The organism is Caulobacter sp. GW822-FHT07D08 (genome assembly GCF_058798735.1).
Genome location: NZ_JBXAKU010000001.1, coordinates 193,743 through 218,612, shown reverse-complemented (window position 1 = coordinate 218,612; position 24,870 = coordinate 193,743). Strand labels below are relative to the sequence as shown.

General features: G+C 68.4%; 28 protein-coding genes. 12 read left to right on the top strand and 16 right to left on the bottom strand.

The annotated features are described in order from the left end of the window. Positions 1–6: 6 nt before the first annotated feature. Together AC1RJ9_RS01050 and AC1RJ9_RS01045 are read left to right on the top strand one after the other, a co-directional pair. The gene (locus AC1RJ9_RS01050; protein WP_492835536.1) at positions 7–294 is read left to right on the top strand and encodes a hypothetical protein; all 288 of its coding nucleotides are present in this window, start codon (positions 7–9) and stop codon (positions 292–294) included. Next, a complete protein-coding gene (locus tag AC1RJ9_RS01045; RefSeq protein WP_492835538.1) occupies positions 291–701 on the top strand; it encodes a GFA family protein in 411 nt (136 codons plus the stop codon). Before AC1RJ9_RS01050 ends, AC1RJ9_RS01045 begins: the two co-directional genes overlap by 4 nt. Positions 702–711: 10 nt before the next feature. Here the strand turns inward: AC1RJ9_RS01045 and AC1RJ9_RS01040 are convergent, their stop codons facing one another. The 4 genes from AC1RJ9_RS01040 to AC1RJ9_RS01025 form a co-directional block, all read right to left on the bottom strand. Then, complete coding sequence (locus AC1RJ9_RS01040; RefSeq protein ID WP_492835540.1) at positions 712–1,821, bottom strand: hypothetical protein; 1,110 nt, start codon at positions 1,819–1,821, stop codon at positions 712–714. A 117-nt stretch (positions 1,822–1,938) separates the two neighbouring features. After that, entirely contained in the window at positions 1,939–2,478 is a 540-nt protein-coding gene (locus AC1RJ9_RS01035; protein ID WP_492835542.1) for a DUF1993 domain-containing protein, read from the bottom strand. A 42-nt stretch (positions 2,479–2,520) separates the two neighbouring features. Beyond that, complete coding sequence (hutC, locus tag AC1RJ9_RS01030) at positions 2,521–3,228, bottom strand: histidine utilization transcriptional repressor HutC (protein ID WP_492835544.1); 708 nt, start codon at positions 3,226–3,228, stop codon at positions 2,521–2,523. Continuing rightward, positions 3,225–4,628: a formimidoylglutamate deiminase gene (locus AC1RJ9_RS01025; protein ID WP_492835546.1), complete on the bottom strand. Its 1,404-nt coding sequence runs from the start codon at positions 4,626–4,628 to the stop codon at positions 3,225–3,227. The genes hutC and AC1RJ9_RS01025 overlap by 4 nt, the downstream gene beginning before the upstream one ends. An 85-nt stretch (positions 4,629–4,713) precedes the next feature. Here AC1RJ9_RS01025 and hutI point away from each other — a divergent pair, with 85 nt between their 5' ends. The 4 genes from hutI to hutU all read left to right on the top strand — a co-directional run bounded on the left by hutI (position 4,714) and on the right by hutU (position 10,200). Further along, positions 4,714–5,919 carry an imidazolonepropionase gene (hutI, locus tag AC1RJ9_RS01020; RefSeq protein WP_492835548.1) on the top strand — a complete coding sequence of 402 codons (1,206 nt, stop codon included), beginning with the start codon at positions 4,714–4,716 and terminating at the stop codon, positions 5,917–5,919. Beyond that, positions 5,904–7,442 carry a histidine ammonia-lyase gene (gene hutH, locus AC1RJ9_RS01015; RefSeq protein ID WP_492835550.1) on the top strand — a complete coding sequence of 513 codons (1,539 nt, stop codon included), beginning with the start codon at positions 5,904–5,906 and terminating at the stop codon, positions 7,440–7,442. Before hutI ends, hutH begins: the two co-directional genes overlap by 16 nt. Positions 7,443–7,596: 154 nt before the next feature. Next, a complete protein-coding gene (hutG, locus tag AC1RJ9_RS01010) occupies positions 7,597–8,412 on the top strand; it encodes an N-formylglutamate deformylase (protein ID WP_492835552.1) in 816 nt (271 codons plus the stop codon). 123 nt (positions 8,413–8,535) lie between these two features. Beyond that, entirely contained in the window at positions 8,536–10,200 is a 1,665-nt protein-coding gene (gene hutU / locus AC1RJ9_RS01005; RefSeq protein WP_492835554.1) for a urocanate hydratase, read from the top strand. On the opposite strand, the gene AC1RJ9_RS01000 is transcribed toward hutU, so the two are convergent. Further along, the gene (locus AC1RJ9_RS01000) at positions 10,197–11,744 is read right to left on the bottom strand and encodes a glycine betaine ABC transporter substrate-binding protein (protein ID WP_492835556.1); all 1,548 of its coding nucleotides are present in this window, start codon (positions 11,742–11,744) and stop codon (positions 10,197–10,199) included. The genes hutU and AC1RJ9_RS01000 overlap by 4 nt on opposite strands. Beyond that, on the bottom strand, positions 11,737–12,498 hold the full coding sequence (locus tag AC1RJ9_RS00995; protein ID WP_492835558.1) for an ATP-binding cassette domain-containing protein: 762 nt from the start codon (positions 12,496–12,498) through the stop codon (positions 11,737–11,739). Before AC1RJ9_RS00995 ends, AC1RJ9_RS01000 begins: the two co-directional genes overlap by 8 nt. 153 nt (positions 12,499–12,651) lie before the next feature. On the opposite strand from AC1RJ9_RS00995, the gene AC1RJ9_RS00990 reads away from it, so the two are divergent. Further along, entirely contained in the window at positions 12,652–12,822 is a 171-nt protein-coding gene (locus tag AC1RJ9_RS00990; protein WP_492835560.1) for a hypothetical protein, read from the top strand. A gap of 158 nt (positions 12,823–12,980) precedes the next feature. Next, positions 12,981–13,616, top strand: coding sequence for a hypothetical protein (locus AC1RJ9_RS00985; RefSeq protein ID WP_492835562.1), 636 nt, complete (start codon positions 12,981–12,983; stop codon positions 13,614–13,616). Positions 13,617–13,653: 37 nt separating this feature from the next. Here the strand turns inward: AC1RJ9_RS00985 and fliE are convergent, their stop codons facing one another. From fliE to flgB, 3 genes are read right to left on the bottom strand one after another with little or no spacing between them, the layout of a single operon-like run. Then, the gene (gene fliE / locus AC1RJ9_RS00980) at positions 13,654–13,965 is read right to left on the bottom strand and encodes a flagellar hook-basal body complex protein FliE (protein ID WP_492835564.1); all 312 of its coding nucleotides are present in this window, start codon (positions 13,963–13,965) and stop codon (positions 13,654–13,656) included. 11 nt (positions 13,966–13,976) lie between these two features. Continuing rightward, positions 13,977–14,396 carry a flagellar basal body rod protein FlgC gene (gene flgC / locus AC1RJ9_RS00975; RefSeq protein ID WP_492835566.1) on the bottom strand — a complete coding sequence of 140 codons (420 nt, stop codon included), beginning with the start codon at positions 14,394–14,396 and terminating at the stop codon, positions 13,977–13,979. Positions 14,397–14,407: 11 nt separating this feature from the next. Continuing rightward, a complete protein-coding gene (gene flgB / locus AC1RJ9_RS00970) occupies positions 14,408–14,851 on the bottom strand; it encodes a flagellar basal body rod protein FlgB (protein ID WP_492836085.1) in 444 nt (147 codons plus the stop codon). A gap of 111 nt (positions 14,852–14,962) precedes the next feature. On the opposite strand from flgB, the gene AC1RJ9_RS00965 reads away from it, so the two are divergent. The 3 genes from AC1RJ9_RS00965 to AC1RJ9_RS00955 are packed head-to-tail and all read left to right on the top strand — an operon-like array spanning position 14,963 to position 17,012. Beyond that, positions 14,963–15,271 carry a FliO/MopB family protein gene (locus AC1RJ9_RS00965; RefSeq protein ID WP_492836087.1) on the top strand — a complete coding sequence of 103 codons (309 nt, stop codon included), beginning with the start codon at positions 14,963–14,965 and terminating at the stop codon, positions 15,269–15,271. Further along, a complete protein-coding gene (gene fliP / locus AC1RJ9_RS00960; RefSeq protein WP_492835568.1) occupies positions 15,271–16,074 on the top strand; it encodes a flagellar type III secretion system pore protein FliP in 804 nt (267 codons plus the stop codon). The genes AC1RJ9_RS00965 and fliP overlap by 1 nt, the downstream gene beginning before the upstream one ends. A gap of 26 nt (positions 16,075–16,100) precedes the next feature. Then, positions 16,101–17,012, top strand: coding sequence for a ribokinase (locus AC1RJ9_RS00955; protein WP_492835570.1), 912 nt, complete (start codon positions 16,101–16,103; stop codon positions 17,010–17,012). Between the two features lie 196 nt (positions 17,013–17,208). Here the strand turns inward: AC1RJ9_RS00955 and mopJ are convergent, their stop codons facing one another. The 5 genes from mopJ to AC1RJ9_RS00930 form a co-directional block, all read right to left on the bottom strand. Continuing rightward, positions 17,209–17,703, bottom strand: coding sequence for a motility/cell cycle regulatory protein MopJ (gene mopJ / locus AC1RJ9_RS00950; RefSeq protein WP_492836089.1), 495 nt, complete (start codon positions 17,701–17,703; stop codon positions 17,209–17,211). A gap of 197 nt (positions 17,704–17,900) precedes the next feature. Next, positions 17,901–18,320 carry a Ros/MucR family transcriptional regulator gene (locus tag AC1RJ9_RS00945; protein ID WP_492835572.1) on the bottom strand — a complete coding sequence of 140 codons (420 nt, stop codon included), beginning with the start codon at positions 18,318–18,320 and terminating at the stop codon, positions 17,901–17,903. 230 nt (positions 18,321–18,550) lie between these two features. Next, entirely contained in the window at positions 18,551–19,771 is a 1,221-nt protein-coding gene (locus AC1RJ9_RS00940) for a DUF2336 domain-containing protein (protein WP_492835574.1), read from the bottom strand. 70 nt (positions 19,772–19,841) lie between these two features. Then, positions 19,842–20,726 (bottom strand): crotonase/enoyl-CoA hydratase family protein, encoded by an 885-nt coding sequence (locus AC1RJ9_RS00935; RefSeq protein ID WP_492835576.1) that lies wholly within the window; start codon positions 20,724–20,726, stop codon positions 19,842–19,844. Between the two features lie 210 nt (positions 20,727–20,936). Then, a complete protein-coding gene (locus AC1RJ9_RS00930) occupies positions 20,937–22,271 on the bottom strand; it encodes a cytochrome P450 (RefSeq protein ID WP_492835578.1) in 1,335 nt (444 codons plus the stop codon). Positions 22,272–22,449: 178 nt separating this feature from the next. Here AC1RJ9_RS00930 and AC1RJ9_RS00925 point away from each other — a divergent pair, with 178 nt between their 5' ends. Further along, positions 22,450–24,117, top strand: coding sequence for a GMC family oxidoreductase (locus AC1RJ9_RS00925; protein ID WP_492835580.1), 1,668 nt, complete (start codon positions 22,450–22,452; stop codon positions 24,115–24,117). Here AC1RJ9_RS00925 and AC1RJ9_RS00920 read toward each other — a convergent pair. Continuing rightward, positions 24,114–24,503, bottom strand: coding sequence for a type II toxin-antitoxin system VapC family toxin (locus AC1RJ9_RS00920; protein WP_492835582.1), 390 nt, complete (start codon positions 24,501–24,503; stop codon positions 24,114–24,116). The two genes, AC1RJ9_RS00925 and AC1RJ9_RS00920, sit on opposite strands and share 4 nt — an antisense overlap. Then, the gene (locus tag AC1RJ9_RS00915) at positions 24,500–24,808 is read right to left on the bottom strand and encodes a type II toxin-antitoxin system VapB family antitoxin (protein WP_492835584.1); all 309 of its coding nucleotides are present in this window, start codon (positions 24,806–24,808) and stop codon (positions 24,500–24,502) included. Before AC1RJ9_RS00915 ends, AC1RJ9_RS00920 begins: the two co-directional genes overlap by 4 nt. Positions 24,809–24,870 lie beyond the last annotated feature (62 nt).

Below are 24,870 nucleotides of genomic sequence, written 5' to 3'. Positions count from 1 at the left end.
GTTGTGATGCAGGACATCTGGAAACGCCATGGCCTCTTGATCTTCGCCCTGTGGGCGGGGGTCGGCGAGATGGCTCGCGCCGTCCGGATCGAGCCTTGGTCGTTCAAAGTCGGCCCGGTCCATGTCCATCCCGTTCCGATCGACATCCGCTTTCAGGAAACCGGCCTCGGTGGCGGCGCCCTCCTGCTGGGCCTGACAATCCTGCTGGGCGGCCTGCTGTTCCATCGCTGGCGCCAACCGCTCGCGGACCCGATTTCCGGGGGCGACGAGAACAGAACCGCGTCGCGCCGATGACGGCGTCCTTCAAGGGCGGCTGCCTGTGCGGCGCTCTGCGCTGGGAGGCCGATCGCGCGCCGGACTTCATGGGCCTGTGCTGCTGCGCCGACTGCCGCAAGGCGTCGGGCGGGGGCTTCATTCCGTTCATGGGATTTCCAGCGTCGGCCCTGACCATAAAAGGCCCGGCGCGGCAGTACCGCAGCCGGGCCTTCCGAGGGGGCGAGGCCACCCGCAATTCGTGTCCCACCTGCGGAGGCCTCGTCTTCGGCGGCGAGCATGGGCTGCACGACAGCCACACGATCTACGCCGGCAGCCTGGACGACCCGACCCTGTTCAAGCCGTCCATGGCCCTGTTCGACCGCGACCGTCCGGACTGGGTGATCCTGCCGGACGGCCTGGCGGTGTTCGAGACGATGCCCGACTAGAGGAGGCCTCCTAGACGAAGGCGCCGGCGTCGTGGTGGTCGGCTGGCTGGGCGACCAGGGCCACCGCGTCGGCCGAGGCCGGGATGCTCGCCTTGGCCGCCACGAGGGCGCCGCCGTAGCTGGCCTTGCCGTCATAGGCGTCGGTCAGGAAGGCCTTGGTCGACTCGGCATAGGCTCCGACCCCGGCGTTCATGCCGGCGTACATGACGAAGCCGGCCATGGCGGCCTTGGCCCCCAGGGCGTCGTGGCCGTAGGCGGTGAAGTAGCTCTGCTGCGAGACGATGTAGTCGATCGCCGCGTTGACATTGATCCCCGCCGCCGCGGCCTTGGCGTTGCCGATGATGGCGTCATAGGCCTTCACCACCGCGTCGCGGAACGACAGGCCGTCATAGGCGGTCTTGAACGACGCCGCGCCCGCGCCGCTCATGGCCTGGTTGACCGCGAACTCGATGTATTTGTTGGAGGTGTTGTAGATCGCATAGGCGTAGTCGGTCAGGTCGGTGGTGTTGGTGGCGCTGTCGATCAGGTCGTTCAGGGCCGCCTGGCTGGGCGTCTTGCCGGTGAAGAAGTTCATCGCCTGCAGCGCTAGCGCCGAGGTGTCGACCGAGTAGCCGACCAGCTTGTCGATGAAGACCGCCTTGGTGATCTTGCTGGCGATGACGTCGGCCTGCAGCTGCGCCAGCTCCTTCATCTCGTTGTAGAAGGCGTTGGCCACCTTCTCGCCGTTCGGTCCGCTCAGATATTCCGACAGCGCCTTGGACGAGTTGGCCGAGATGCCGGCCAGGGCTTTGTAGGCGTCCTGGATCTGATCCATGGTCAGGGTGATCGGATTGGCGACCGCGCCCCCTCCGCCCGTCCCGCCGCCCGTCCCGCCGAAAGCCGCGCTGATCGGCGTATCCAGCGGATACTTGCTCAGGGCCTCCTTGAACGTCTGGATGCCGAGATCGATCAGCGCCGGATTGGCCTCGACGATGGCCAGCGCGGTGTCGACTTCGGGCGTCAGCACGCCAATGCTCTTCAGAAGAACACGCAGGTCGGCAAACCGGAAGCTGGCCTGGATGAGGCCCGCATCCATCAGCTGGACCAGGAACTGGAAATCGCGAAGTGTCGGCTCGGCCATGACGGGATCCCTCCGGGACCCTCGCCGCACCACGCGTCACACCTGGCCCCCGAACGCCGTTCTACGTTTCCGGCGCCCGGGACCGACATCCCCCGAACGGGGGGTAGCCAGAAGGACTCAACCTCCGGGCAGCGTGCCGGGACGGATATAGGCGAACATGTGCGGGACCCAGTCGGGCTTGCCCAGCGGGACGCCCTGGTTGCGCAGGATCGCGTAGGCGGTCGTGACATGGAAATAGAACTGGGCCAGGGCCCAGTCGCGCAGGAACTGCTCGCCGGTCAGGTCGAAGACGATGCCGTTGGGCAACTTCAGCTCGATCGGCTTTTCGGCCGCGCCGTCGAAGGCCGAGGCCGGCGTCGCCTCGATCCGCGCCGCGGCGTCGGCGAGTTGGGCCCGCAGGCCGGCGAAGTCGGTCGCGTCCTCGGCCGGGGCGAACGACTCCGCGCCCGTCAGGTAGCGCAGCAGGTCGCTGGCCTGGACGCAGACGAACCGCACCTGGGTCGACAGCGGGAACATGTCCGCCGCCAGCCGCGCCCCGATCAGGCTCTCCGGCGCCAGGCCGTGCTCGGCGGCATGGGCCTCGCCCTTGGACAGCTGGGCCGACAGGCCTTTCAGCATGTGGGCGTAGGTCGGGATGGCGATCGCGTGCAGGTCCATGGGCGTCCTCCGGTTTGGCGAGGAGGTAAGCCGGACTCGGCGTCAGGCGCCAGGCCCGAACCGCGCCACCAGGTCGTAGGCCTCGCCTGGGAACACCTGGCGGACCCTCGTGACGTGCTGGCCCTCGCGCCAGGTGCGGCGGTCGACGACCAGGCAGGCGGCGCCTTCGTCGAGGGCCAGCAGGCGGGCGTCGTCGGCGTCGGCGTTGACAGCGCTGATGCGGCTCTCGGCCTCGGTCCAGGCGACGTGCTCCAGCAGCCAGGCGCCGGGCGGGACATGGTTGAAGTCGGCGGCTTCCATCCCGGGCGCGGCCTTCAGGGCGACGAGGCGCCGCTCCAGGGCGAACGGCCGGCCGCCGGCGTCGTGGACGCCGTCCAGCGCGAGCAGCTTGCCGCCCGCCGCCAGCTCGACCTCGCCCGGGCTGTCACGGTCGGCCGACCGCACCGCCCGCGCCAGCAGGCGAAAGGCGTAGGTCTCGCCGCGCGCGACGATCTCGGACTGGATGTCGGGGATGTTCAGCACCGGCGCGTGAACCTTGGGCCGGGCCACGAACGAGCCGGCGCGCTTGCGGCGCACGATCAGCCCGGCCTCGACCAAGGCGGTCATGGCCTTGTTCACCGTCATCCGCGAGCAGCCGTACTGGCCCATCAGCTCGGCCTCGATCGGCGCGCGGTGGCCGGGCGCCCACTCGCCGGAGCGGATGCGGGCCTCGATGTCCGAGCGGATGCGCTGGTGCAGCGGTCCCGTCACGCCAGCAGGGCCTTCAGGGTCTGGACGTAGCGCGCGCTGATCGGCTCGCGGGCGTGGTGGCGGCCGCCCGAGACCAGCTGCTTGCCGTGCCGCCAGACGGTGTCGATCCCGCCGCCAGCGAAGACCAGGCTGTCGATCAGCGCATCGCCGGAACGGCCGACGATGTTCGGATGGCTTGTGTCGAGGGTGATGAAATCGGCCGCCGCGCCGCGCCGCAGGCCGCCCCTTGTCGTCCCATTGGCGACGCCCAGGGCTTGGGCCCCGCCCAGCGTCGCCGCGCGCCACAGGTCGCCGCCGGTCGAACGGCGCGGGCCGCCCGCCAAGACGTTGCGGGCCCGGCGGGTCAGGCGCTGGGCGTACTCCAAGGTCCGCAACTCCTGGGCGGCGTCGATCACGACGTTGGAGTCCGTCCCGATTCCGAAGCTTCCGCCAGCGGCCAGGTAGTCCGGCGTCGGAAAGATCCCGTCGCCGAGATTGGCCTCGGTCACCGGGCACAGGCCGGCCGTCGCGCCGCTCTTGGCCAGGCGCTCGGTCTCGGTGGCGTTGATGTGAGTGGCGTGGATCAGGCACCACCGCTTGTCGACCTCGGTGTGGTTCATCAGCCAGCGGACCGGACGCTGGCCGGTGGCGGCCAGACAGTCGTCGACCTCCTTGGTCTGCTCGGCCACGTGCATGTGGATCGGCCCGCCAGCGGCCAGCGGGACGATGGCGTCCAGTTCCTCGGCCGTCACCGCGCGCAGGCTGTGCGGGGCGACGCCGACCACCGCCTCGGGCAGGTCGGCGACGATCGCGCGGCAGGCCTCGACCAAGCGCGCGAAGCCGTCGACGTCGTGGATGAAGCGCTTCTGGCCGTCGGTCGGCGGCAGGCCGCCGAAGTTGCTGTGCGCGTAGAACACCGGCAGCAGGGTCAGGCCGATCCCGGTCTCCTCGGCCGCCGCCGCCATCCGCGCGGCCATCTCGGCCGGGTTGTCGTACGCGCCGCCATCGGGCGCGTGGTGCAGGTAGTGGAACTCGCCCACCCGCGTGAAGCCGCCCTCCAGCATCTCGATCTGGCCCATGGCGGCGATGGCCTGGGCCACGTCCGGGTCCAGCCGTTCCAGGAAGCGGTACATGACCTCGCGCCAGGTCCAGAAGTTATCTCCGGTCTCGCCGCGCGTTTCGGCCAGTCCCGCCATCGCGCGTTGGAAGGCGTGGCTGTGGACGTTGGCCAGGCCCGGCAGGGCGGGACCGAGGCGGACCGCGTCGCCCGCGCTAGTGTCGGTGTCGATACGGGCGATGCGGCCGTCGGTGATGGTGAACTTCACGCCCCGCGCCCAGCCGTCCGCCAGCAGGGCGCTCTCGCACCAGACCACCGTCGAGGATTCCAGCGACTTCTCCGGGGAATTCTGCGCGTCGGTCACTGGACAAGCCTCATCGTTCGCAAATATGTCTATACATATTGAAGCGGCCCGCAAGAGACGGTCCGCGTTGGCGGGAGGCAGGCTCATGCGCTGTGATCGGGTGTGGATCAACGCCCGTCTCGCGACCCTGGCCCCGTATCGCGAAGGCCTGGGGATCGTCGAGGACGGCGTCGTCGCCAGCCGGGACGGGCGCATCGCCTATGCCGGTCCGGCGGAGGGCGCGCCGACCTTCGAAACGGCCGAAACCATCGATGTCGAAGAGCGCTGGATCACCCCCGGCCTGATCGACCCGCATACCCACCTGGTCTTCGCCGGCGACCGCGCCCACGAGTTCGAGCTGCGCCTGGCCGGGGCCTCGTACGAAGAGATCGCCCGGGCCGGCGGCGGCATCGTCTCGACCATGCGGGCCACCCGCGCGGCCTCGGAACAGGAGCTGGTCCAGGTCGCCCTGCCCCGCCTCGACGCCCTGATCGCCGAGGGCGTCACCACGGTCGAGATCAAGTCCGGCTATGGCCTCTCCCTCGACGACGAGATCAAGAGCCTGCGCGCCGCCCGGACCCTGGCCGACATCCGCCGTGTCGGGGTCAGCACCACCTTCCTCGGCGCCCACGCCCTGCCGCCGGAATACCGCGACGACAAGGACGGCTACATCGCCCTGGTCTGCGAGAAGATGATTCCCGCCATCGCCGCGCGCGGCCTGGCCGACGCGGTCGACGGCTTCTGCGAGGGAATCGGCTTTTCGCCCGACCAGATCCGCCGCGTGTTCGAAGCGGCCAAGGCCCACGGCCTGCCGGTCAAGCTGCACGCCGAGCAACTGTCGAACCTCAATGGCGCGGCCCTGGCCGCCGAGTTCGGGGCGCTGTCGGCCGATCACCTGGAGCACCTGGACGCCGCCGGGGTCGCCGCCATGGCCGCCTCGGGATCGGTGGCGACCCTGCTGCCCGGCGCCTACTACTTCACCCGCGAGACCAAGACCCCGCCGATCGCGGCCCTTCGGGAAGCGGGCGTGCCCATGGCCCTGGCCACCGACTGCAATCCCGGCACCTCGCCGCTCACCTCGCCGCTGCTGGTCATGAACATGGCCGCCACGCTCTTCCGGATGACCGTCGAGGAGTGCCTGGCCGGCGTCACGCGCGATGCCGCGCGGGCGCTGGGCCTGCTGCACGACCGCGGGACGCTGGAGGCCGACAAGGCCTGCGACCTCGCGATCTGGGACATCGAGCGTCCCGCCGAACTTGTCTATCGCATGGGCTTCAATCCGCTCCATGCGCGCGTGTGGAGAGGCCAGTGACCAAACTTGTTCTGAACCCCGGCGACGTGCCGCTGGCCGATTGGAAGGCGATCTATCGCGGGGCCTCGGCGCGGTTGGCGGAGACGGCCTGGCCGTTGATCGCGGAAAGCGCGGCGGCGGTCGAACGCATCCTGGCCAGGGGCGAGCCGGTCTACGGCATCAATACCGGCTTTGGGAAACTGGCCAGCGTCCGCATCGGCGACGCGGACCTGGAGACCCTGCAGCGCAACATCGTCCTGTCGCACGCGGCCGGTGTCGGCGAGCCCTCGCCGGTCCCGGTCATCCGCCTGATGATGGCCCTGAAACTGGCCAGCCTGGCGCAGGGCGCCTCGGGCGTGCGGGTCGAGACCGTGCGCATGCTGGAGGTGATGCTGGCCCAGGGCCTGACGCCGGTGATCCCGTGCCAGGGCTCGGTCGGCGCCTCGGGCGACCTGGCGCCGCTGGCGCATATGGCCGCGACCATGATCGGCGTCGGCGAGATCTTCGTCGATGGCGAACGCAAGCCGGCCGCCAGGGCGCTGAAGAAGGCCGGCCTCTCGCCTCTGACGCTCGGCCCCAAGGAAGGCCTGGCCCTGCTCAACGGCACCCAGTTCTCGACCGCCAACGCCCTGGCTGGCCTGTTCGAGGCCGAGCTGCTGTTCCAGTCGGCCCTGGTCACCGGCGCCCTGTCGACGGAAGCCGCCAAGGGCTCGGACACCCCGTTCGATCCGCGCATCCACGCCCTGCGCCGCCACGCCGGCCAGATCGAGACCGCCGCCGCCCTGCGCGACCTGATGGCGACCTCGGAAATCCGCGCGTCGCACCTGAAGGCGGACGAGCGCGTCCAGGACCCCTATTGCCTGCGCTGCCAGCCGCAGGTGATGGGCGCGGCGCTGGATGTCCTGCGCCAGGCGGCGGCGACGCTGGAGACCGAGGCCAACGGGGTCTCGGACAATCCGCTGATCTTCCCGGAAGCCGATGAGGCCCTCTCCGGCGGCAATTTCCACGCCGAGCCGGTGGCCTTCGCCGCCGACATCATCGCCCTGGCGGTCTGCGAGATCGGCTCGATCGCCGAGCGCCGCATCGCCATGCTGGTCGACCCGGCGCTGTCGGGCCTGCCGGCGTTCCTGACGCCCAAGCCCGGCCTGAACTCGGGCTTCATGATCCCGCAGGTCACGGCCGCCGCCCTGGTCTCGGAGAACAAGCAGAAGGCCTATCCGGCCAGCGTCGACTCGATCCCGACCTCGGCCAACCAGGAGGACCACGTCTCGATGGCGGCGCACGGCGCGCGGCGCCTGATGGGCATGGTCGAGAACGCCACGGCGGTGCTGGGCATCGAACTGCTGGCGGCGGCGCAGGGCTGCGACTTCCACGCCCCGCTGCGGTCGAGCAAGGCCCTGGAGGCCGTGCGCAAGCTGACGCGCAGCCAGGTCCCCCACCTGGACGACGACCGCCATTTCCACCCGGACCTGGAAGCGGCGAACGCCTTGGTGCGGAGCGGCGCGGTGATCGCGGCGGCGGGCGACCTGCCGGGGGTGTCTTGATGCCCTCCCCTCCTCCGCTCTCCCCGGCGAATGCCGGGGCCCAGATCGAACCCACGCGCGCTCGACAGGCTGACAGGGCGCTTCCCGGGTCATCCCCAACCGCTCAGGCTGAATCTGGGCCCCGGCATTCGCCGGGGAGATCGGGTTTTTGGGGATGACGGATTGGCTTCAAGTCACACAGGGCCCCGCCCCCCTGATCGTTTCCCTCCCCCATACCGGGACCGAGATCCCGCCGGACATCGAGGCCGATCTCGTCTCCCCCTGGCTGGCCCGCAAGGACGCCGACTGGTGGGTCGATCGGCTGTACGCCTTCGCCGAGGGGATGGGCGCGACGATCGTGCGGACGGCGATCTCGCGCACCGTCATCGACGTCAATCGCGACCCGTCCGGCGCCTCGCTCTATCCGGGCCAGGCGACCACGGAACTGTGCCCCACCACCACCTTCGACGGTGAGCCGCTCTATCGCGACGGCGGCCCCGACGCGGCCGAGATCGACCGTCGCCGCACCACCTACTTCGAACCTTATCACGCCGCCCTGCGCGCCGAGATCGACCGCCTGCGCGCGGTCCATCCGACCGTGGTGCTGTACGAGGCTCACTCGATCCGCTCGCACGTCCCGCGCCTGTTCGATGGCGAGCTGCCGCAGTTCAATCTTGGGACCAACGGCGGCGCCAGCTGCGCCCCCGTCCTGACCGCCGCCGTCGAGGCCGCCTGCGACGCTTCGGACCGATCCCGCGTCACCAACGGCCGTTTCAGGGGCGGCTGGACCACGCGCCACTACGGCCAGCCCGGCGCGGGCGTCCACGCCATCCAGATGGAACTGGCCTGTCGGGGCTACATGGACGACCCGGTCGAACCGCCGACGCCCGACACCTGGCCCGCGCCCTTCCACGCCGACCGCGCCGAGCCGCTGCGCGCGGTGCTGGAAGACGTGCTGACGGCCTGCCTGGATTTCGCGAACACGACCTGATCGCGCGGCGAAACCTCGTCCTTCGACAGGCTCAGGATGAGGTTTCGAATGATCGCTCCGAGCCTGAATTCGTCCTCATCCTGAGCCTGTCGAAGGACGAGGACGGCCCCGCCGAGGATCCCCATGACCCGCCGCGACAACACCCGCGTCATCCGCCCCGCCACGGGGACCGAACTTTCCGCCAAGTCCTGGCTGACCGAAGCCCCGCTGCGGATGCTGATGAACAACCTGCACCCCGACGTCGCCGAGCGGCCGGAGGAACTGGTGGTCTATGGCGGCATCGGCCGCGCGGCCCGCGACTGGGAGAGCTTCGACAAGATCGTCGAGACCCTGCGCCGGCTCGAGGACGACGAAACCCTGCTGGTCCAGTCCGGCAAGCCGGTCGGCGTCTTCCGCACCCATGCCGACGCGCCGCGGGTGCTGATCGCCAACTCCAACCTGGTGCCGCGCTGGGCCACCTGGGAGCACTTCAACGAACTCGATAAGCGGGGTCTGGCCATGTACGGCCAGATGACCGCCGGCTCGTGGATCTATATCGGCGCCCAGGGCATCGTGCAGGGCACCTACGAAACCTTCGTCGAGATGGGCCGCCAGCACCATGCCGGCGACCTGTCGGGCAAGTGGCTGCTGACGGCGGGCCTGGGCGGCATGGGCGGGGCCCAGCCGCTGGCGGCGGTGATGGCCGGCGCTTCGTGCCTGGCCATCGAGCGCCAGCCCTCGCGGATCGAGATGCGGCTGCGCACCGGCTATCTCGACAAGTCCACCGACAGCGTCGACCAGGCCCTCGCCTGGATCGAAGAGTCCTGCGCCGCGAAATCTCCGATCTCGGTCGGCCTGCTGGGCAACGCCGCCGAGCTGCTGCCGGTGCTGTTCAAGCGCGGCGTACGCCCCGACCTGCTGACCGACCAGACCAGCGCCCACGACCCGGTCAATGGCTACATTCCGGCCGGCTGGAGCCTGGACCAGTGGCACGACGCCCGCGAACGCGATCCGGCCAGCGTCGACAAGGCCGCCCGCGCCTCGATGGCCATCCACGTCCGGGCGATGCTGGACTTCCAGGCCGCCGGCGTCCCGACCGTCGACTACGGCAACAACATCCGCCAGATGGCGCTGGAAGAGGGCGTCAAGAACGCCTTCGACTTCCCCGGTTTCGTGCCGGCCTATATCCGGCCGCTATTCTGCCGGGGGATCGGCCCGTTCCGCTGGGCGGCGCTGTCGGGCGATCCGCAGGACATCGCCAGGACCGACGCCAAGGTCAAGGAACTGATCCCGGACAATCCGCACCTGCACAACTGGCTCGACATGGCCGCCGAGAAGATCAAGTTCCAGGGTCTGCCGGCGCGCATCTGCTGGGTGGGCCTCGGCGATCGTCATCGCCTGGGCCTGGCCTTCAACGAAATGGTCGCGAGCGGCGAGCTGAAGGCCCCGATCGTCATCGGCCGCGACCATCTGGACTCAGGCTCGGTCGCCTCGCCCAACCGCGAGACCGAGGCGATGAAGGACGGCTCGGACGCGGTGTCGGATTGGCCGCTGCTGAACGCCCTGCTCAACACCGCCTCGGGCGCGACCTGGGTGTCGCTGCACCACGGCGGCGGGGTTGGCATGGGTTTCTCGCAGCACGCGGGGATGGTCATCGTCGCCGATGGCACCGAGGCCGCGGCCAAGCGGATCGCGCGGGTGCTGTGGAACGACCCCGCGTCGGGCGTCATGCGCCACGCCGATGCGGGCTACGACATCGCCCTCGACTGCGCGCGGGAGAAGGGGCTCGACCTGCCGGGGATTCTCTAGCGCGCCAGCATCCCCGCCGCCTCGGCGGGGCTCTTCTTGCCGGTGTCCCGATCGACCGCGTAGTTGGCCGCCTGCATCGCCTTGACGTCGATACTGCCGCCAAGGGGCTCCAAGGCCTCTAGCAGCCGCGGATCCCCCGCCCGCTTCGGCGAGACCAGGATCACCGCATCGTAGGGCGGCAGAGCGCCCTTCGGATCGCCGAGCAGCACCAGGTCGTCGGCCGCGATCCGGCCGTCCGACGAGAAGGCCGAGATGACGTCGGCCTCGCGGCTCTCCAGCGCCCGATACATGAAGGTCGGCTGGAACTGGCGCTTGGCCTTGAAGCTCAGACCATAGGCCTTGACCACCGCCGCCCACTCCGGCCGCGAGAAGAACTCCAGGTCGCCGCCCATGGTCAGCTGGGGGGCCTTGGTCGCCAGATCGGCCAGGGTCTTCACGCCCAGCGCCTCGGCGCGGTCGCGGCGCATGGCCAGGGCGTAGGCGTTCTCGAAGCCCAGGGCGCTGAGCAGCACGACGCCGTCGCGGGCCTTCAGCTGGGTCCTCAGGCCGTCCAGCACCGCCTGGCGGCCGGGATTGTCCGTGCGGTTCAGGACGTTGGCCCACAGCGTGCCGGAATAGTCGACATAGGCGTCGATCTCGCCGCTGGCGAGGGCGCGGTAGGCGACGGCCGAACCCAGGTTGACGCGGCGCTGCACGCTGGCGCCCCGAGCCTCCAGCCTGCCAGCCATCAGCTCGGCCAGGATGTACTGCTCGGAGAAGTTCTTGGCCCCGATCACATAGGCGGGACGGCCTTGCGACAGCGCCGCGCCGGCCAGCGGCGCGATCGCCGTCAGTAGGCCGACGCCCAAGCCCACGCCGCCCGCCCACAGGCGCTTGGCGTCACGCCGCGCCACGCCGCCTTCGATCAAGCCCAGCAAGCCGTCCACGATCAGCGCCAGCCCCGCCGAGGCCGCGCAGCCGACCAGCACCGCCACCCAGTCCTCGGTCTGCAGGCCCGAGAAGATGTAGTCGCCCAAAGAGGTCTGGCCGACCGGGGTCGAGAGCGTCGCCGCGCCGATCGTCCAGACGGCGGCGGTGCGCACCCCGGCCATGATCACCGGCGCGGCCAGGGGCAGCTCGACACGCCACAGCCTCTGGCGGTCGGTCATGCCGACGCCGCGCGCGGCCTCGACCACGGCCGGGTCGACGCCGGAGACGCCCGCCGCCGCGTTCCGCAGGATCGGCAGCATCGAATAGAGGGTGAGGGCCAGCAGCGAGGGCAGGAAGCCCAGGGCTGGAAAGCCATGGCCCAGCACCTTCGTCGCCAGGCCCGAGAGCAGCAGCAGGACGGGGTAGAACAGCGCCAGCAGGGCCAGGCTGGGGATGGTCTGGACCAGGCCGGCGGTCGCCAGCGCGATCCACTTCAGGCGCGGACTGCGCGCGGCGGCGATCCCCAGCGGCAAGGCGATGGCCAGACCCAAAGCCAGAGCCGAGGCCGAGAGCGTGACATGCCAGCCCAGGCGCTCGGGCAGGACGGCGAGAGCCGACGAAAGACGATCAGCCACGGGCAAGCTCCGCGAGACGTTCGGCCTGCCGTCTCGGCGCGGCGATCAGCTCGGCGACAACGGGATCGGGATGGCCCGCCAGCAGCGCGCGCGGCGGCGCCTGGGCCAGCACCTTGCCGGCGGCCATCACCACCACCTCGTCGGCCAGCAGCAGGGCCTCGCCGACGTCGTGGGTGACCATCACCGTGGTCAGCCCCAGCCGTGCGTGCAGCGCCCTGACGTCGTCGGCCAGGGCCGCGCGGGTCACCGGGTCCAGCGCCCCGAACGGTTCGTCCATCAGCAGGATCGAGGGGCGCGCGGCGAGCGCCCGCGCCACGCCGACCCGCTGGCGCTGGCCGCCCGACAGCCGCGACGGCGCGCGGCCAGCGATCTCGCGCGGCAGCGCCACGAGGTCGAGGAGTTCGTCGGTCCGCGCGGCGATCTCGTCGGCCGGCCAGCCCAGCAGCTCGGGCGTGACGCCGATGTTCTGGCCCACGGTCATGTGGGGAAAGAGGCCGATCTCCTGGAAGACATAGCCGATGCCCCGCCGCAGTTCCGGCCCCGGCCGGCCGGCGATGTCCGCGCCGTCCAGCAGCACCCGGCCGCTCGACGGCGTCGAGAGACCGTTCACCAGCTTCAGCAATGTCGTCTTGCCCGCGCCCGAGCCGCCGACCAGGGCGACGAAACGGCCCTTGGCGACGCTCAGCGAGGTCGGCGCCAGCACCATCTGGCCGCTGTACGTCTTGCTGACCTGGTCGAGGACGATGGCGGTCATGCGGGCTCCGGACGGCGGGTGCAGAATCAACGGTTCACCGCTCTCAAGCGTTGTCCCAAAGCCCCGGGTGCGACAAGGCGGCGCGCGACAGGTCGCCGGGTTCGCGGAGGCCGAGTCAATCTCGACCATGGGGTCATGGTTAAGGAGCCCCTCATGACCGTTGCGTCGCAAGCCCGTCCGTTCGATCCGCGTCCTGTCCGTCGGCCCGCCAAGGGGTCTGGCCGCCAGTGGCCGCTGGGTTTCGCGGTTCTGCTGGCCTCGGTGTTGAACGCCATCGTCTGGGGCGGCCTGTTCACGGTGGCCAAGGCGTTCCTGCACCTCTGAGTTTGTTCAGTAAGCGTAGCGTTTCCATCTTCTCCCCCGAAACAAACTGGGCCGCGTCCTCCCCGGACGCGGCCCTTCTTTTTCAACAAGCCGTTTCCGTTGACGCTCTCATGCGCGGCTGCGATGCCTACGCTCGACTCTAACGAGCAGGCGGCTTCATGTTTCGGACGCTTATCACCGGCTGGGTTTCGGCGGCCCTTCTGTTCGCCGTCGCGACGCCGGGCCTCGCTCTCCCGCGCGCGTCCGAGCCACTTGACGACGACGTGCGCGCATCTGGCGTATGCGCCGCCGCGATGTTCCGGGAAGCGCGGGCGAACGGCGGCGAGGCATGGTCTTTCAGGGGAACCTGGGCCTACCGTTACTTCGCGAACGAGATCCTGATCCCCCACGGCCGCTATGAAGAGGGTCGGGTGCCGCTTCTCAAACTCGCTCTCGCCGAGGCCGCGAAGGCCAAGACCACGGAAGAAGACCTAGACCGCTGTCATGGGCGGCTCCCAGCCGAAGGCGCTGGTCGCGACCTGCTAAGCGGCGATAGAGTTGTAGACAACGGGGCGTGCCAGTTCGTGGCCGGCCTGCTCGAGAGCTCAGTCCCCATGTTCCCGTCCGAGGCTTTCCTAGGCCAGCATTACGAAGCCTTCGGAAGGAAGCTGATCGACGACCTCAAGAAAGAGCGACACCCTATTTCCCGATGGGAACAGCGGCGCGTCGAACAACGCATCGGCATCATGCTACGCGCGGCCCCAGACGTCGAGATCGCAGATCAATGCATGGCAAGGTTCGGCGATGCGCCATAAGCTTGAGGCATCGCGGCCAAGCCTCTAGCGGTTACCGTCAGATCGGCATCCGCATGATCTCCTGATACGCTGAGATCACCTGGTCGCGCACGGCCATCACCGTCTCCAGGCTGGCCTCGGCCGAGCTGATGGCGGTGACGACGTCGACCAGTTCGGCCTTGCCGGCGACCTGGTCGGCGATCTTGGTTTCGGCGACCTTGGAGGTCTTGGCCGCGCCTTCCATGGCCGACTTCAGCATGTCGCCGAAGTCCATGCCCTTCTTGTCGGAGCCGCCGATCGATCCGATCGAGCCGACGCCCATCGCGCTTTGCGAAGCATAGGCCTTGGCGGCGGCGAGCGCGGTGATCATGGCCTAGCCCCTTACTTCTTGAGGATGTCGAGGGTGCGCGATTCCATCGCCCGCGCGGTCTCGATCACGTTGAGGTTGGCTTCGTAGGCGCGCTGCGCTTCCTTCATATCCAGCGCCTCGACCAGCGTATTGACGTTGGGCAGCTTGACATAGCCCTTGGCGTCGGCGGCCGGGTTGCCGGGTTCGTATTCGGTCTTGAAGTCGCTCTGGTCCGGGTCGACGCGCAGCATCTGCACGCCCTCGGCGCCCTGGACCTTGGTCGGCTTGAACACCGGGACCTGGCGGCGGTAGGGATCGCCGCCGGCGGTGCGCGCGGTGGAGTTGGCGTTGGCGATGTTCTCGGCGATGACCCGCATGCGCCCCTGCTGGGCGCGAAGCGCCGAGGAGGCCACGGCCATGGTCGCCAGCGAATTGGATTTGATCTCGGGCATCGCTTAGTCCCCTAGCCGTTCGGCTTGCGCGCGGCCTGGCGCAGCATGTTCATGGACTTCTGGTAGAAGCTGATCGCCGCGTCGTAGTTCATCCGCGCGTCGGTCATCTTGAGCATCTGGTCCTCGAGCGACACGGCGTTGCCGTCGAGGGTGACTTCCGAATCGACGCCCGCCGTCGACCGCCAGGCGCTGGGCGCGTTCGACGGGGCCATATGGGCGGCCGAGGTCTCCATCATCTGGACGCCCGAGGTCGGCGCGGCGCGCCCGCCGCGATAGACCGAGCCCGAACCCTGGTTCATCAGCGAGGCCTGAAAGCTGTAGGCCTTGAGATCGCGCGGGCGGTAGCCGGGCGTGTCGGCGTTGGCGACGTTCTGGGCGACAAGCTTCTGGCGCTCGGTCAGATAACCGAGGCGGCTCTTGAGCATGCCGAAAAGAGGAATGTCGTCCGGACCCATGACGATCATGGTGAAGAAACAGGGTTAATTCGGCATTAAGAACCCTCAGGCACACCAGTGTCGTGGGCCTGTTCCGCCTGCGCCAAGTTGTCTCGCTTTTGGGCGGTCATGATCGACATCATCGAGTTCATCCGCGCCCTCGCCGCCCTGGCCGTGACCCTGGGCCTGATCGGCCTGGCCGCCTGGGCGATGCGCAAGTACGGCCCCGACGCCATCGGCCGCGTGATCGCCGCGCGCCAGGACCGCCGCCTGAGGATCGTCGAGAGCCTGGCCCTCGACCCGACCCGCCGTCTGGTGGTGGTCAGCCTGGACGGCGAGGAGCGCATGGTGCTGCTGGGCGACGGCAAGCTGCTGGACTGGATTCCGCAACCGCGTCCCGTCGTCGAAGTCCCCGCCCCCGCCTCGGAGCCCGTGGCCTGATGATCCGCGACCTGATCAAGACCGTGACGGGCGCCCGGCCGGAGGATCTCCGCCGCGCCGCCATCATCTCGGTGCTGGCGGCCATCGCCTTCGGTGTCATGCCGGCCGCGGCCATGGCTCAGTCGGCCGTGAACATCAACCTGGGCACCGGCGCGGGCCTGACCGACCGGGTCGTCCAGTTGGTCGGCCTGATGACGGTGCTGTCCCTGGCCCCGTCGATCGTGATCATGACCACCTCGTTCGTGCGGATCGTGGTGGTGCTGGGCCTGCTGCGCACGGCCATCGGCATTCAGCAGAGCCCGCCCAACCCGGTGATCATCAGCCTGGCCCTGTTCCTGACCGCCATCGTCATGGGCCCGACCTTCGAGAAGTCCTACGACGCCGGCATCAAGCCGCTGCTGGACCACCAGATCGAGCTGCCCGAGGCCTTCGACCAGGCCAGCGGGCCGGTGAAGCAGTTCATGCTGAAACAGGTCGGCCGCGAGGACCTGGCCCTGTTCGTCCGCCTGTCCAAGGTTCCGCAGACCAAGAACGTCCAGGAACTGCCGATGAAGGTGGTGACGCCGGCCTTCATGATCTCCGAACTGAAGCGCGCGTTCGAGATCGGCTTCCTGCTGTTCATCCCGTTTCTGGTCATCGATCTGGTCGTGGCCAGCGTGCTGATGAGCATGGGCATGATGATGTTGCCGCCCGCGACCATCAGCCTGCCCTTCAAACTGATCTTCTTCGTGCTAGTGGACGGCTGGCGACTCGTCGCGGGCAGCCTGGTGGAAAGCTTCCAGCGCGGCGGCGGCGGCGGTTAGGCGCGTTTAACTAGAAGACGTACGACATGACTGTTTTTGTCCTGGGCTCGATCAATCTGGACGCCGTGGCGCGGGTCGACGACCTGCCCAGACCCGGCGAGACCGTGGCGGGCACCTCTCTTCAACTGTTCCTGGGCGGCAAGGGCGCCAACCAGGCGGTCGCCGCCGCGCGCATGGGCGTGCCAACCCGGCTGATGGGCGCCGTGGGCGGCGACGACAGCGGCCTCAGCCTCAAGGCCAAGCTGGCCGGCTATGGCGTGCAGGTCGCCGACGTCATGGAGCTGGAGGGCGTGCCGACCGGCCAGGCCCACGTCTGGGTCGCCAACAACGCCGAGAACATGATCGTCGTCACCGCCGGCGCCAACGCCATGGTCACGGCCCAGCAGGTAGCCGCCACGGCGATCGAGGGCCAGCGGGTGCTGCTCTGCCAGCTGGAGACCCCGCCCGTGGCCATCGAGGCCCTGTTCCGCCTCGGCGCGGCCAAGGGCGCGCTGCGGGTGCTGAACGCCGCCCCGGCCCTGCCGCAGGGCGCGGCCCTGTTCCCGCTGACCGACATCCTGATCGTCAACCAGACCGAGCTGGCCAGCTACGCCAAGCTGGATCGCGAGCCGATGCGCCTGGAGGAGGTGTCGGTGGCGGCCCGCAAGCTGATGAGCCGCCCGGACCAGACGATCATCGTCACCCTGGGATCCGCCGGCGTCGCCGCCGTGCGCCGCGACGAGGCCTTCCTGGTCGAGGGCAAGAAGGTCAAGGCCGTCGACACCGTCGGGGCTGGCGACTGCTTCTGCGGCAGCCTGTGCGCGGCCCTGGCTTCGGGCATGGACCTGCGCGAGGCCGTCGAGCTGGCCAACGCCGCCGCGGCTTTGTCGGTGCAGAAAGCGGGCGCCGCGCCGTCGATGCCGTCCCGGCGCGAGGTCGAGGCGTTTTTGGAGGGGTGAGGGCTCTTCGAACTCGCTCTCCCTCCCCCGATCTCCCCGGCGAAAGCCGGGGCCCAGATCGAACCCACGATCGCGTGTTGTTCCGGAGCGGGCGCATGGCGCGTCATCCCCGGAGTCTCCAGATGAATCTGGGCCCCGGCTTTCGCCGGGGAAGTCGGGTTTGGGGTTGTTCGCACGTTTAGGCGCTTTGCGCCCCTTAAGCCGCCCGGATGCCCGAGAAGCCCTCGGACTGGGAGCCGACCACGGCGTCGTAGCCGAGGATCATGTCGACATCCTTGCCGTTGCTGGCCAGCGGCAGGCGCAGCCACAGGATCGACATGTGCGGCGCGCCGCGCCAGGCCAGGCTGTGGACGCCGACGCCGGGGCGGCGCTCGTCGACCACCTTGTCCAGTTCCTTGCGCCAGTAGTCGAAGGCGTCCTTGTTGTAGACGTCGCCGATCATCCGGCCGGTGATCTCGCGGCCATAGACGCCATAGAGGCCGGTGCCGGCCAGGCGCAGGCGGTAGTCGCGGGGCTGGTTGACCACGTCGATCAACGACACCGTCGGCAGCAGCCGCTTCATGCTCGTGGGATGCAGGTCGACGCGCGCGGGGAGCCTCGCCCCCCGACGGAGGGACGCCCAGTAGGCGAACATCTCCTGGTGAGCGCGGGCCGCCGTGGCGGATGCGCTCAGTTGCGCGGACATCTTCAGAGTCCTTAACAAGTCGTTGGAATCACTTCGATTCACTATCGCTTAAGGAACGAATCGGCGGCAAGCGAAAAACATGTCGCGCGACAAGATTCCCGCGGAGAGTCAATCACCAACGAACACGCCCGCCGTCCGGGTTCGGACGACGGGCGTGATGATCTTCAGTTTGGCCTCAAGGCCAAGCTTTTGTTCCGACTCGGCTATTTCGTCTTGCGGGCCGGCTTGCGGCCGCCCTGGCCCAGGCCCATCTGCTTGGCCAGGTTCGAACGCGCCTCGGCGTAGTTCGGCGCCACCATCGGGTAATCCTTGGGCAGGTTCCACTTCGCCCGGTACTCTTCCGGCGTCATGTCGTACTTGGTGCGCAGGTGGCGCTTCAGCGATTTGAACTTCCGGCCGTCTTCCAGGCAGATCAGGAAGTCGGGCGTGATCGACTTCCTGACGGCGACCGCGGGCTCTTTCGGAGCGGGGGCGGGCTCGGCCGCCGGCGAACCGACGGTGGCGAGGGCGCCGTGAACCTGCTGGATCAGCGCGGGAAGGTCGGCCGTGGCGACCACATTGTTGCCGACATAGGCCGAAACAATGCCCGCGGTCATCTCGATCAGGTCGGATTGATCTTCCATCATAGCCTCGCCAGTCGACAAATCTTTTTGTTGATGTCTCTGATTCCAAGATCAGTCGAGGGCTGCATACAAAGATTGCAGACGCCCGGCAATACGGTCTCTACAAAGAGATCGCACGTAGTCTTCCAGTGTTCGTGAGATGGACATAACCGGCTAGAGGTTGTGTCCCGCATTTTGAGTTCCTGAACGACGTCCAGCGAACATATTGAGATACCGAAGATATCCCGAAACTAACGACCGAAGTCGCGGGACAGGGCCAGCATCGCCGCGCGCTGCGGCGCCGAGTATTCGTCCACGGCGGCTTCGTCGCCCTCGCGGATAGCCTTCAGCAGGGCCGGCGTCAGGGCCGAGGTCAGCGACCAGTTCCAGTAGCGCAGCACCGTCTGGGCGCGATCGACGGCGATGGTGTCATAGACGGTCAGCACCCGCTCCAGGGCTTGATCGGTCTGGCCGCTGTCGTCGACTTCCTGGCGGCGCAGCCCACGCCACAACTGGCGCACGCAAGCGCGCGGCAGGCCGGTGGCCTTGCAAAGGATCGCCAGCGGCTCGCCGCCCGGATCGGTGAAGATCTTGGCGCCGGTCATCGGCTTCAGGCCCGAAAGATAAGAGATCTCCTCGGCGATCTCGCGGGTGATGCCGGTCTCGCCGGCCGCCACCGCCTCGTCCAGGCTGCCATAGGGGCTCTTGGCGATGGCGGCGCGGTTGCGCTGGCGGCGCTCGATGAACTGCAGCGCCTTGCGCGACAGCGGGTCCTGCCACCCCTCGGCCGAGGCCAGGGCGAAGACGTCGCCGACCGCGTCCTGCAGGATCTCGCGCGACACCGCGAAGCGCTGGAGGATCGTCTTGCGCGCCTCGGCGTCAGCCCACCAGAACATCACATAGGCATGGCTGGGCCGCAGTTCGGGCCGGCGCAGCAGCAGCGGGATCAGGTACTGGGCGTCGCGCGTGATGGCGACGATGTTCTCAACGCCCTGGTGGCTGAACTTGACCAGTTCGTTGCGCAGCAGGGTTTCGATGACGGCGGTCTCGCCCATGTCGATCAGCGCGTCGGCCACCACTTCGTTGACCCCGCGCCGCTTGGCGATCAGGCGGCGGTGATCGGTGGTCGACTGGTAGAGGCAGGCGATCAGGTCGGCGTCCGACAGCCGCTCGGCCTCGACCAGCAGGGCGCGGGCCACCGGCAGCTCGTCGCGCATCAGCAGGCGCGCCAGCACGCCTGGGATCTCGACTAGCGTAGCCAGGCGGCGGGCGACCCTCTCGCGCTCGCCAACATTGGCGTCGCGCAGCATCTCGACCAGCAGGTCGGCGGTCATCGAGCGTTCGAAGGCGTTGATCCGGCTGGTCGGCAGGCAGACGACGTCGGCCAGCCGCTTCAACAGCGCCGAGCGCGAGCGCGGCGCGGCCCTCGGGGCCTCCGGCTCGGGAAACGACAGGGACGCGGGCTCGCTCATCGCATCGACAAGATCAGATCGTGCTTAACGGGTCGTGAGCGAGAGCCGCGACAAACTCACCGAAAGTCGCTTAGCGGAACTGGGGCTCCTCCCATTCCGGCCAGATGTCCGGCAGGTCGGTCGAGACCTTGTTGGGATAGACCGGCGCGCGCCTTTCCAGGAACGAGGTCACGCCCTCCTTGGCGTCGCCAGAGGCGCCGCGCGACTGGATGGCCCGGCTGTCGGCCTTGTGAGCCTCCATGGGGTGCGCCGCGCCGGCCATGCGCCACAGCAGCTGCCGGGTCAGGGCGACCGAGACGGGGGCCGTGTTGTCGGCGATCTCGCGCGCCAGGGCGCGGGCGGCGGGCAGCAGATCCTCGGGCGCGTGCAGCGAGCGGACGAGCCCCTTCTCCAGCGCCTCCGGCGCTGGGAACACACGACCCGTGTAGCACCACTCCAGCGCCGTCTGCAGGCCCACCAGCCGAGGCAGGAACCAGCTGGACGCGGCCTCCGGGTTGATGCCGCGACGGGCGAAGACGAAGCCGAACTTGGCCTCGGTCGAGGCCAGGCGGATGTCCATCGGCAGCTGCATGGTCACGCCCACCCCGACCGCCGCGCCGTTGATCGCGCCGATGATCGGCTTCAGGCTGTCGTACATCCGCAGGGTCACGCGGCCGCCGCCGTCGCGATAGATGTCGCCGACCTTGCCCTCTTCCCGCTCCAGCGCCTGGGGCGAGGTGCGATCGAAGGTGGCCCCGCCGGCGCCAAGATCGGCCCCGGCGCAGAACGCCCGGCCCGCGCCGGTGATGATCACCACCTTCACCGTATCGTCGGCGTCGGTGACGTCCAGCACCTCCAGCAGATCCTTCATCATCCGGGCGGTGAAGGCGTTCATCCGCTCCGGACGGTTCAGGGTGATCGTCGCGATCCCGTCCTCGACGTCGTACAGCAGGGTCTCGAAGGTGGGTTGCGACATGCAGGCTCTCCGCTTTTGGGGCAGTCAAACATGCGTATGAACTCAGAGCAACGAGGAAGCCCTAACTAAAATCCGATCTCCCCGGCGAAAGCCGGGGCCCAGATTCAGCCTGAGCGGCTGAGGATGATCCGAGATACGCCGCGTCAGCTTGGCAGACGCTCATGGGTTCGATCTGGGCCCCGGCTTTCGCCGGGGAGACGGACGTTTTAGCTACCCCCGCTTCACGCCCAGCTTGCTGATCGCGTGCACGAAGTTGTTGGGCGCGATCTCGATGTTTCCGGTCCACTTCAGATCCGGGAAGCGGGTCAGGATCTGGCGGTAGGCTTCCTCCAGCTGGATCTGGGCGACGCGCTTGCCGATGCAGGTGTGGGGGCCATAGCCGAAGGCGATGTGCTTGCTGGCGTTGGGCCGCGTGACGTCCAGCGTGTCGGGCTCGGGGAACATCGCCGGGTCGCGGTTGGCGGCGCCGTAGTACATGACCACCTTCTCGCCCTCGCGGATCAGCTGGCCGTCGACCTCGACATCGCGGGTGGCCGTGCGGCGCATGTAGATCACCGGACTGACCATGCGGATGAACTCGTCGACCGCGCCGGGCAGCAGCGACGGATCTTCGATCAGCTTCCGCTTCTGGTCCGGGAACTCGGTCAGCAGCTTCATCGCGCCCGACAGGGTGTTGCGGGTGGTGTCGTTGCCGGCGAACACGATCAGCAGCCACGAGCCGTCCAGATATTCGTCGGCCAGCAGGGCTCCGTCGACCTGGGCCCGCGCGATGGCGGTCATCAGGTCTTCCTGCGGGTCTTCGCGACGCCGCTTCAGCATCATGCGGCCGTAGTCGAACATCTCCTCGACGCCGGTGTTGAAGTCCTGGACGAACTGCATCAGCTCCAGCGTCGGGGCGACGGGGGCGGCGGCGTTCTGGACGGCCAGGTCCTGGGCGCGCTCGAGATAGTGCATCCACTTTAGGAACCGGGGCCGATCCTCGGGCGGCACGCCCAGGATCTCGCACAGGGTGAACAGCGGCAGGTGCGATGAGAAGTGTTCGACCATGTCGATCTCGGCGCCGTCCGCCAGCAGCGGCTCCATGGCGTCCAGAAGCCGCGTCACCTCGGCCCGCACCCGCTCGGTGAGGCCGCGCAGATAAGCCGGGGTGAAGTAAGGCATGTGCTCGCGGCGCAGCTGCAGGTGATGCGGCGCGTCGAGATTGATCATGGTGTCCATCGACGCCCGGAACAGCAGCGCGTGGCGCTTCTCGGGCGAACCCATCGACATCAGGATGCCGCCGCGCTGGGACGAGAAGGTCTCCGGATCGCCATTGACCCGCTGGACGTCGTCGTATCGCGTCAGGGCCCAGAAGCCCGGACCATCGAACGGCTCCGGATGCCACATCACCGGCGCCTCGGCCCGCATCCGCGCGAAGTCGGCCCAGGGCTGGCCCTTGGTGAAGCGGAAGATGTCGGCGAGGTCCACGCCGGCAAGCGTCGGATAGGTCGGCGGCGCGCCGGGCCCCGCCACGCCGTCCACCACTGTCTGGCTGATCAGGTCCATCGCACGCCTCCCGGATGGCGCCCATGTGAACGCCGTTCTTTCGGCGGACGATAGCCCGGAAACAGGTCGAACCAACGGCGCCGCGACGGCAACTTGCGTGATCGCGGATCCTGGGCGCATCCTGCCAACTGAACGCCGATCATGCGCAGACAAGCAGACGGCGACAGGGAGAGAGACGATGACCGGGATCATCGAGGCCGACTACGTCGTCGTGGGCGCGGGCTCGGCCGGCTGCGTGCTGGCGGCGAGGCTGTCCGAGGGCGGCCGGTTCAAGGTCGTGCTGCTGGAGGCCGGCGGCGACGACCGCCCAACCAAGAACCTCTCCCAGTTCGCCTCGAACCTGATGATCCACATCCCAGTCGGCTACTCGTCGACGCTGAAGGATCCCAAGGTCAACTGGCTCTACCAGACCGAGCCCGACCCCGGCACCGGCGGCCGCACCCACGTCTGGCCGCGCGGCAAGGTGCTGGGCGGCTCGTCCTCGATCAACGGCCTGCTCTATATCCGCGGCCAGCACGCCGACTATGACGGCTGGCGGCAGCTGGGTTGCGAGGGCTGGGGCTGGGACGACGTCGCCCCCTATTTCCGCCGCGCCGAGCACCAGGAGCGCGGCGACTGCGAGTGGCACGCCACGGGCGGACCGCTGAACGTCTCGGACGTCACCGAGAAGAACCCGATCTCGAACGCGGTGATCGAGGCCTGCGAACAGGCCGGCATCCCGCGCAACGACGACGTCAACGGCGTCTCCCAGGAGGGCGCGACCTACTACCAGCTGACCGTCAAGAACGGCCAGCGCTGCTCGGCGGCGGTGGCCTATCTGCACCCGGCCATGAACCGTCCCAACCTGCGGGTCGAGACCAACGCCCTGGCCGGCAAGGTGCTGTTCGAGGGCAAGCGCGCGGTCGGCGTCGAGTTCACCCAGAACGGCGTCCAGCGCGTGGCCAAGGCCCGGGCCGAGGTCATCCTGGCCGGCGGGGCGATCAACTCGCCGCAGCTGCTGCAATTGTCGGGCGTCGGCCCGGCCGAACTGCTGATCCGCAACGGGATCAAGGTCGTCGCCGACCTGCCCGGTGTCGGCGAGAACCTGCAGGACCATTATGTGATGAGCGTGCGCTATCGGCTGAAGGCCGGCGTCGTCTCGGTCAACGAGCAGTCCAAGGGCGGCCGGCTGGCCGGCGAGGCCTTGCGCTATCTCTTCCAGCGCAAGGGTCTGCTGACGCTGTCGGCCGCCCACATCGCCGCCTTCTGCAAGTCGCGGCCGGACCTCGCCGGACCGGACATCCAGTTCCACATCCTTCCGGCGACCATGGACCTGGACAAGCTGGTCAACGAACAGAAGATGGAGCTGGAGAACGCCCCCGGCCTGACCATCGCCCCCTGCCAGCTGCGCCCCGAGAGCCGCGGCCACGTGCGGATCAAGTCGGCCGATCCCAGCGTCTACCCGACCATCTTCGCCAACTACCTGGCCGATCCGCTGGACCAGGAAGTCGCCGTCGCCGGCCTGAAGTGGGCGCGCAAGATCGGCCAGGCCGCCGCGCTGTCGCCCTATGTCGAAAGCGAGATCAATCCGGGCGGCGAGTTCGCCACCGACGAGCAGCTGCTGGCCTATGCCCGCCTGTCCGGTTCGACGATCTATCACCCGGTCGGCACCTGCCAGATGGGCCAGGGCGTGATGGCCGTGGTCGACGCCCAACTGCGCGTGCGCGGGGTCGAGGGCCTGCGGGTCGTCGACGCCTCGGTCATGCCGCGCCTCGTCTCCGGCAACACCAACGCTCCCACGATCATGATCGCCGAAAAGGCCAGCGACATGATCCGCGAAGCGGCCCAGCAGCCCGTGGCGGCCTAGAGTTCGACGAGCGCGATGTCGGTATGAGTGAAGTCGTCGCCTATGAACAACAAGGGCTCCTGGGACACCTTGGCCAGGGCGTAGGCGAAGGTGTCGCCAAAATTCAACTGCGCCCGATAGCCAGTTCCTTTGCCGTATGCGACGCGTGCGCGAACCGCTTCCCGCGCTTGCTTTTCGTCGAACGGATAGAGCTCTACGCCAAGGTCAGCCAACAGGTCATCGAGCATGCTTGCCATCACTCTGCGCGATGCCAGAACCGAGGCTGTTTCGACATAGTTCGCGACCGAAAGCCGGCGGAAAGCTGCTTTCTCGATCCGGTCCAGCAAGCTCGGAGCGGCCGGCTCAAGCAAGGCGATCGCGACGATCGCCGAAGAGTCGATGATCATTCGGCCTGCTCAGCGCCAAGTCGAGCCGAATCAACGGCATCGCCGCCCGCTTCGATCCATTCGCGCGCCGTAACGGGCGTACGGTCGATGTCCCAGCTGCGCACACGATCCAGCACGCGCTCGGCAAAAACGCTGTTCGCATGTTCGAACCGATCACGGGCGTCGTCGGACATGCCGCTGGCGCGCAGACGATCCAGCCGCTCGTTCAACGCCTTGATCAACGCCTCTTCCACCGTCTCGCCCGTCAGGTCGGCAAGGTCCTGGGCCAAGCGATCCACGTCTTCAGTGTCGACGCTGAAAATCATCACGGGCTCCGCCTCACGCTCTTCAATCTAGATCAGAAGTGGCCACCGGTCACCCAGGAGTC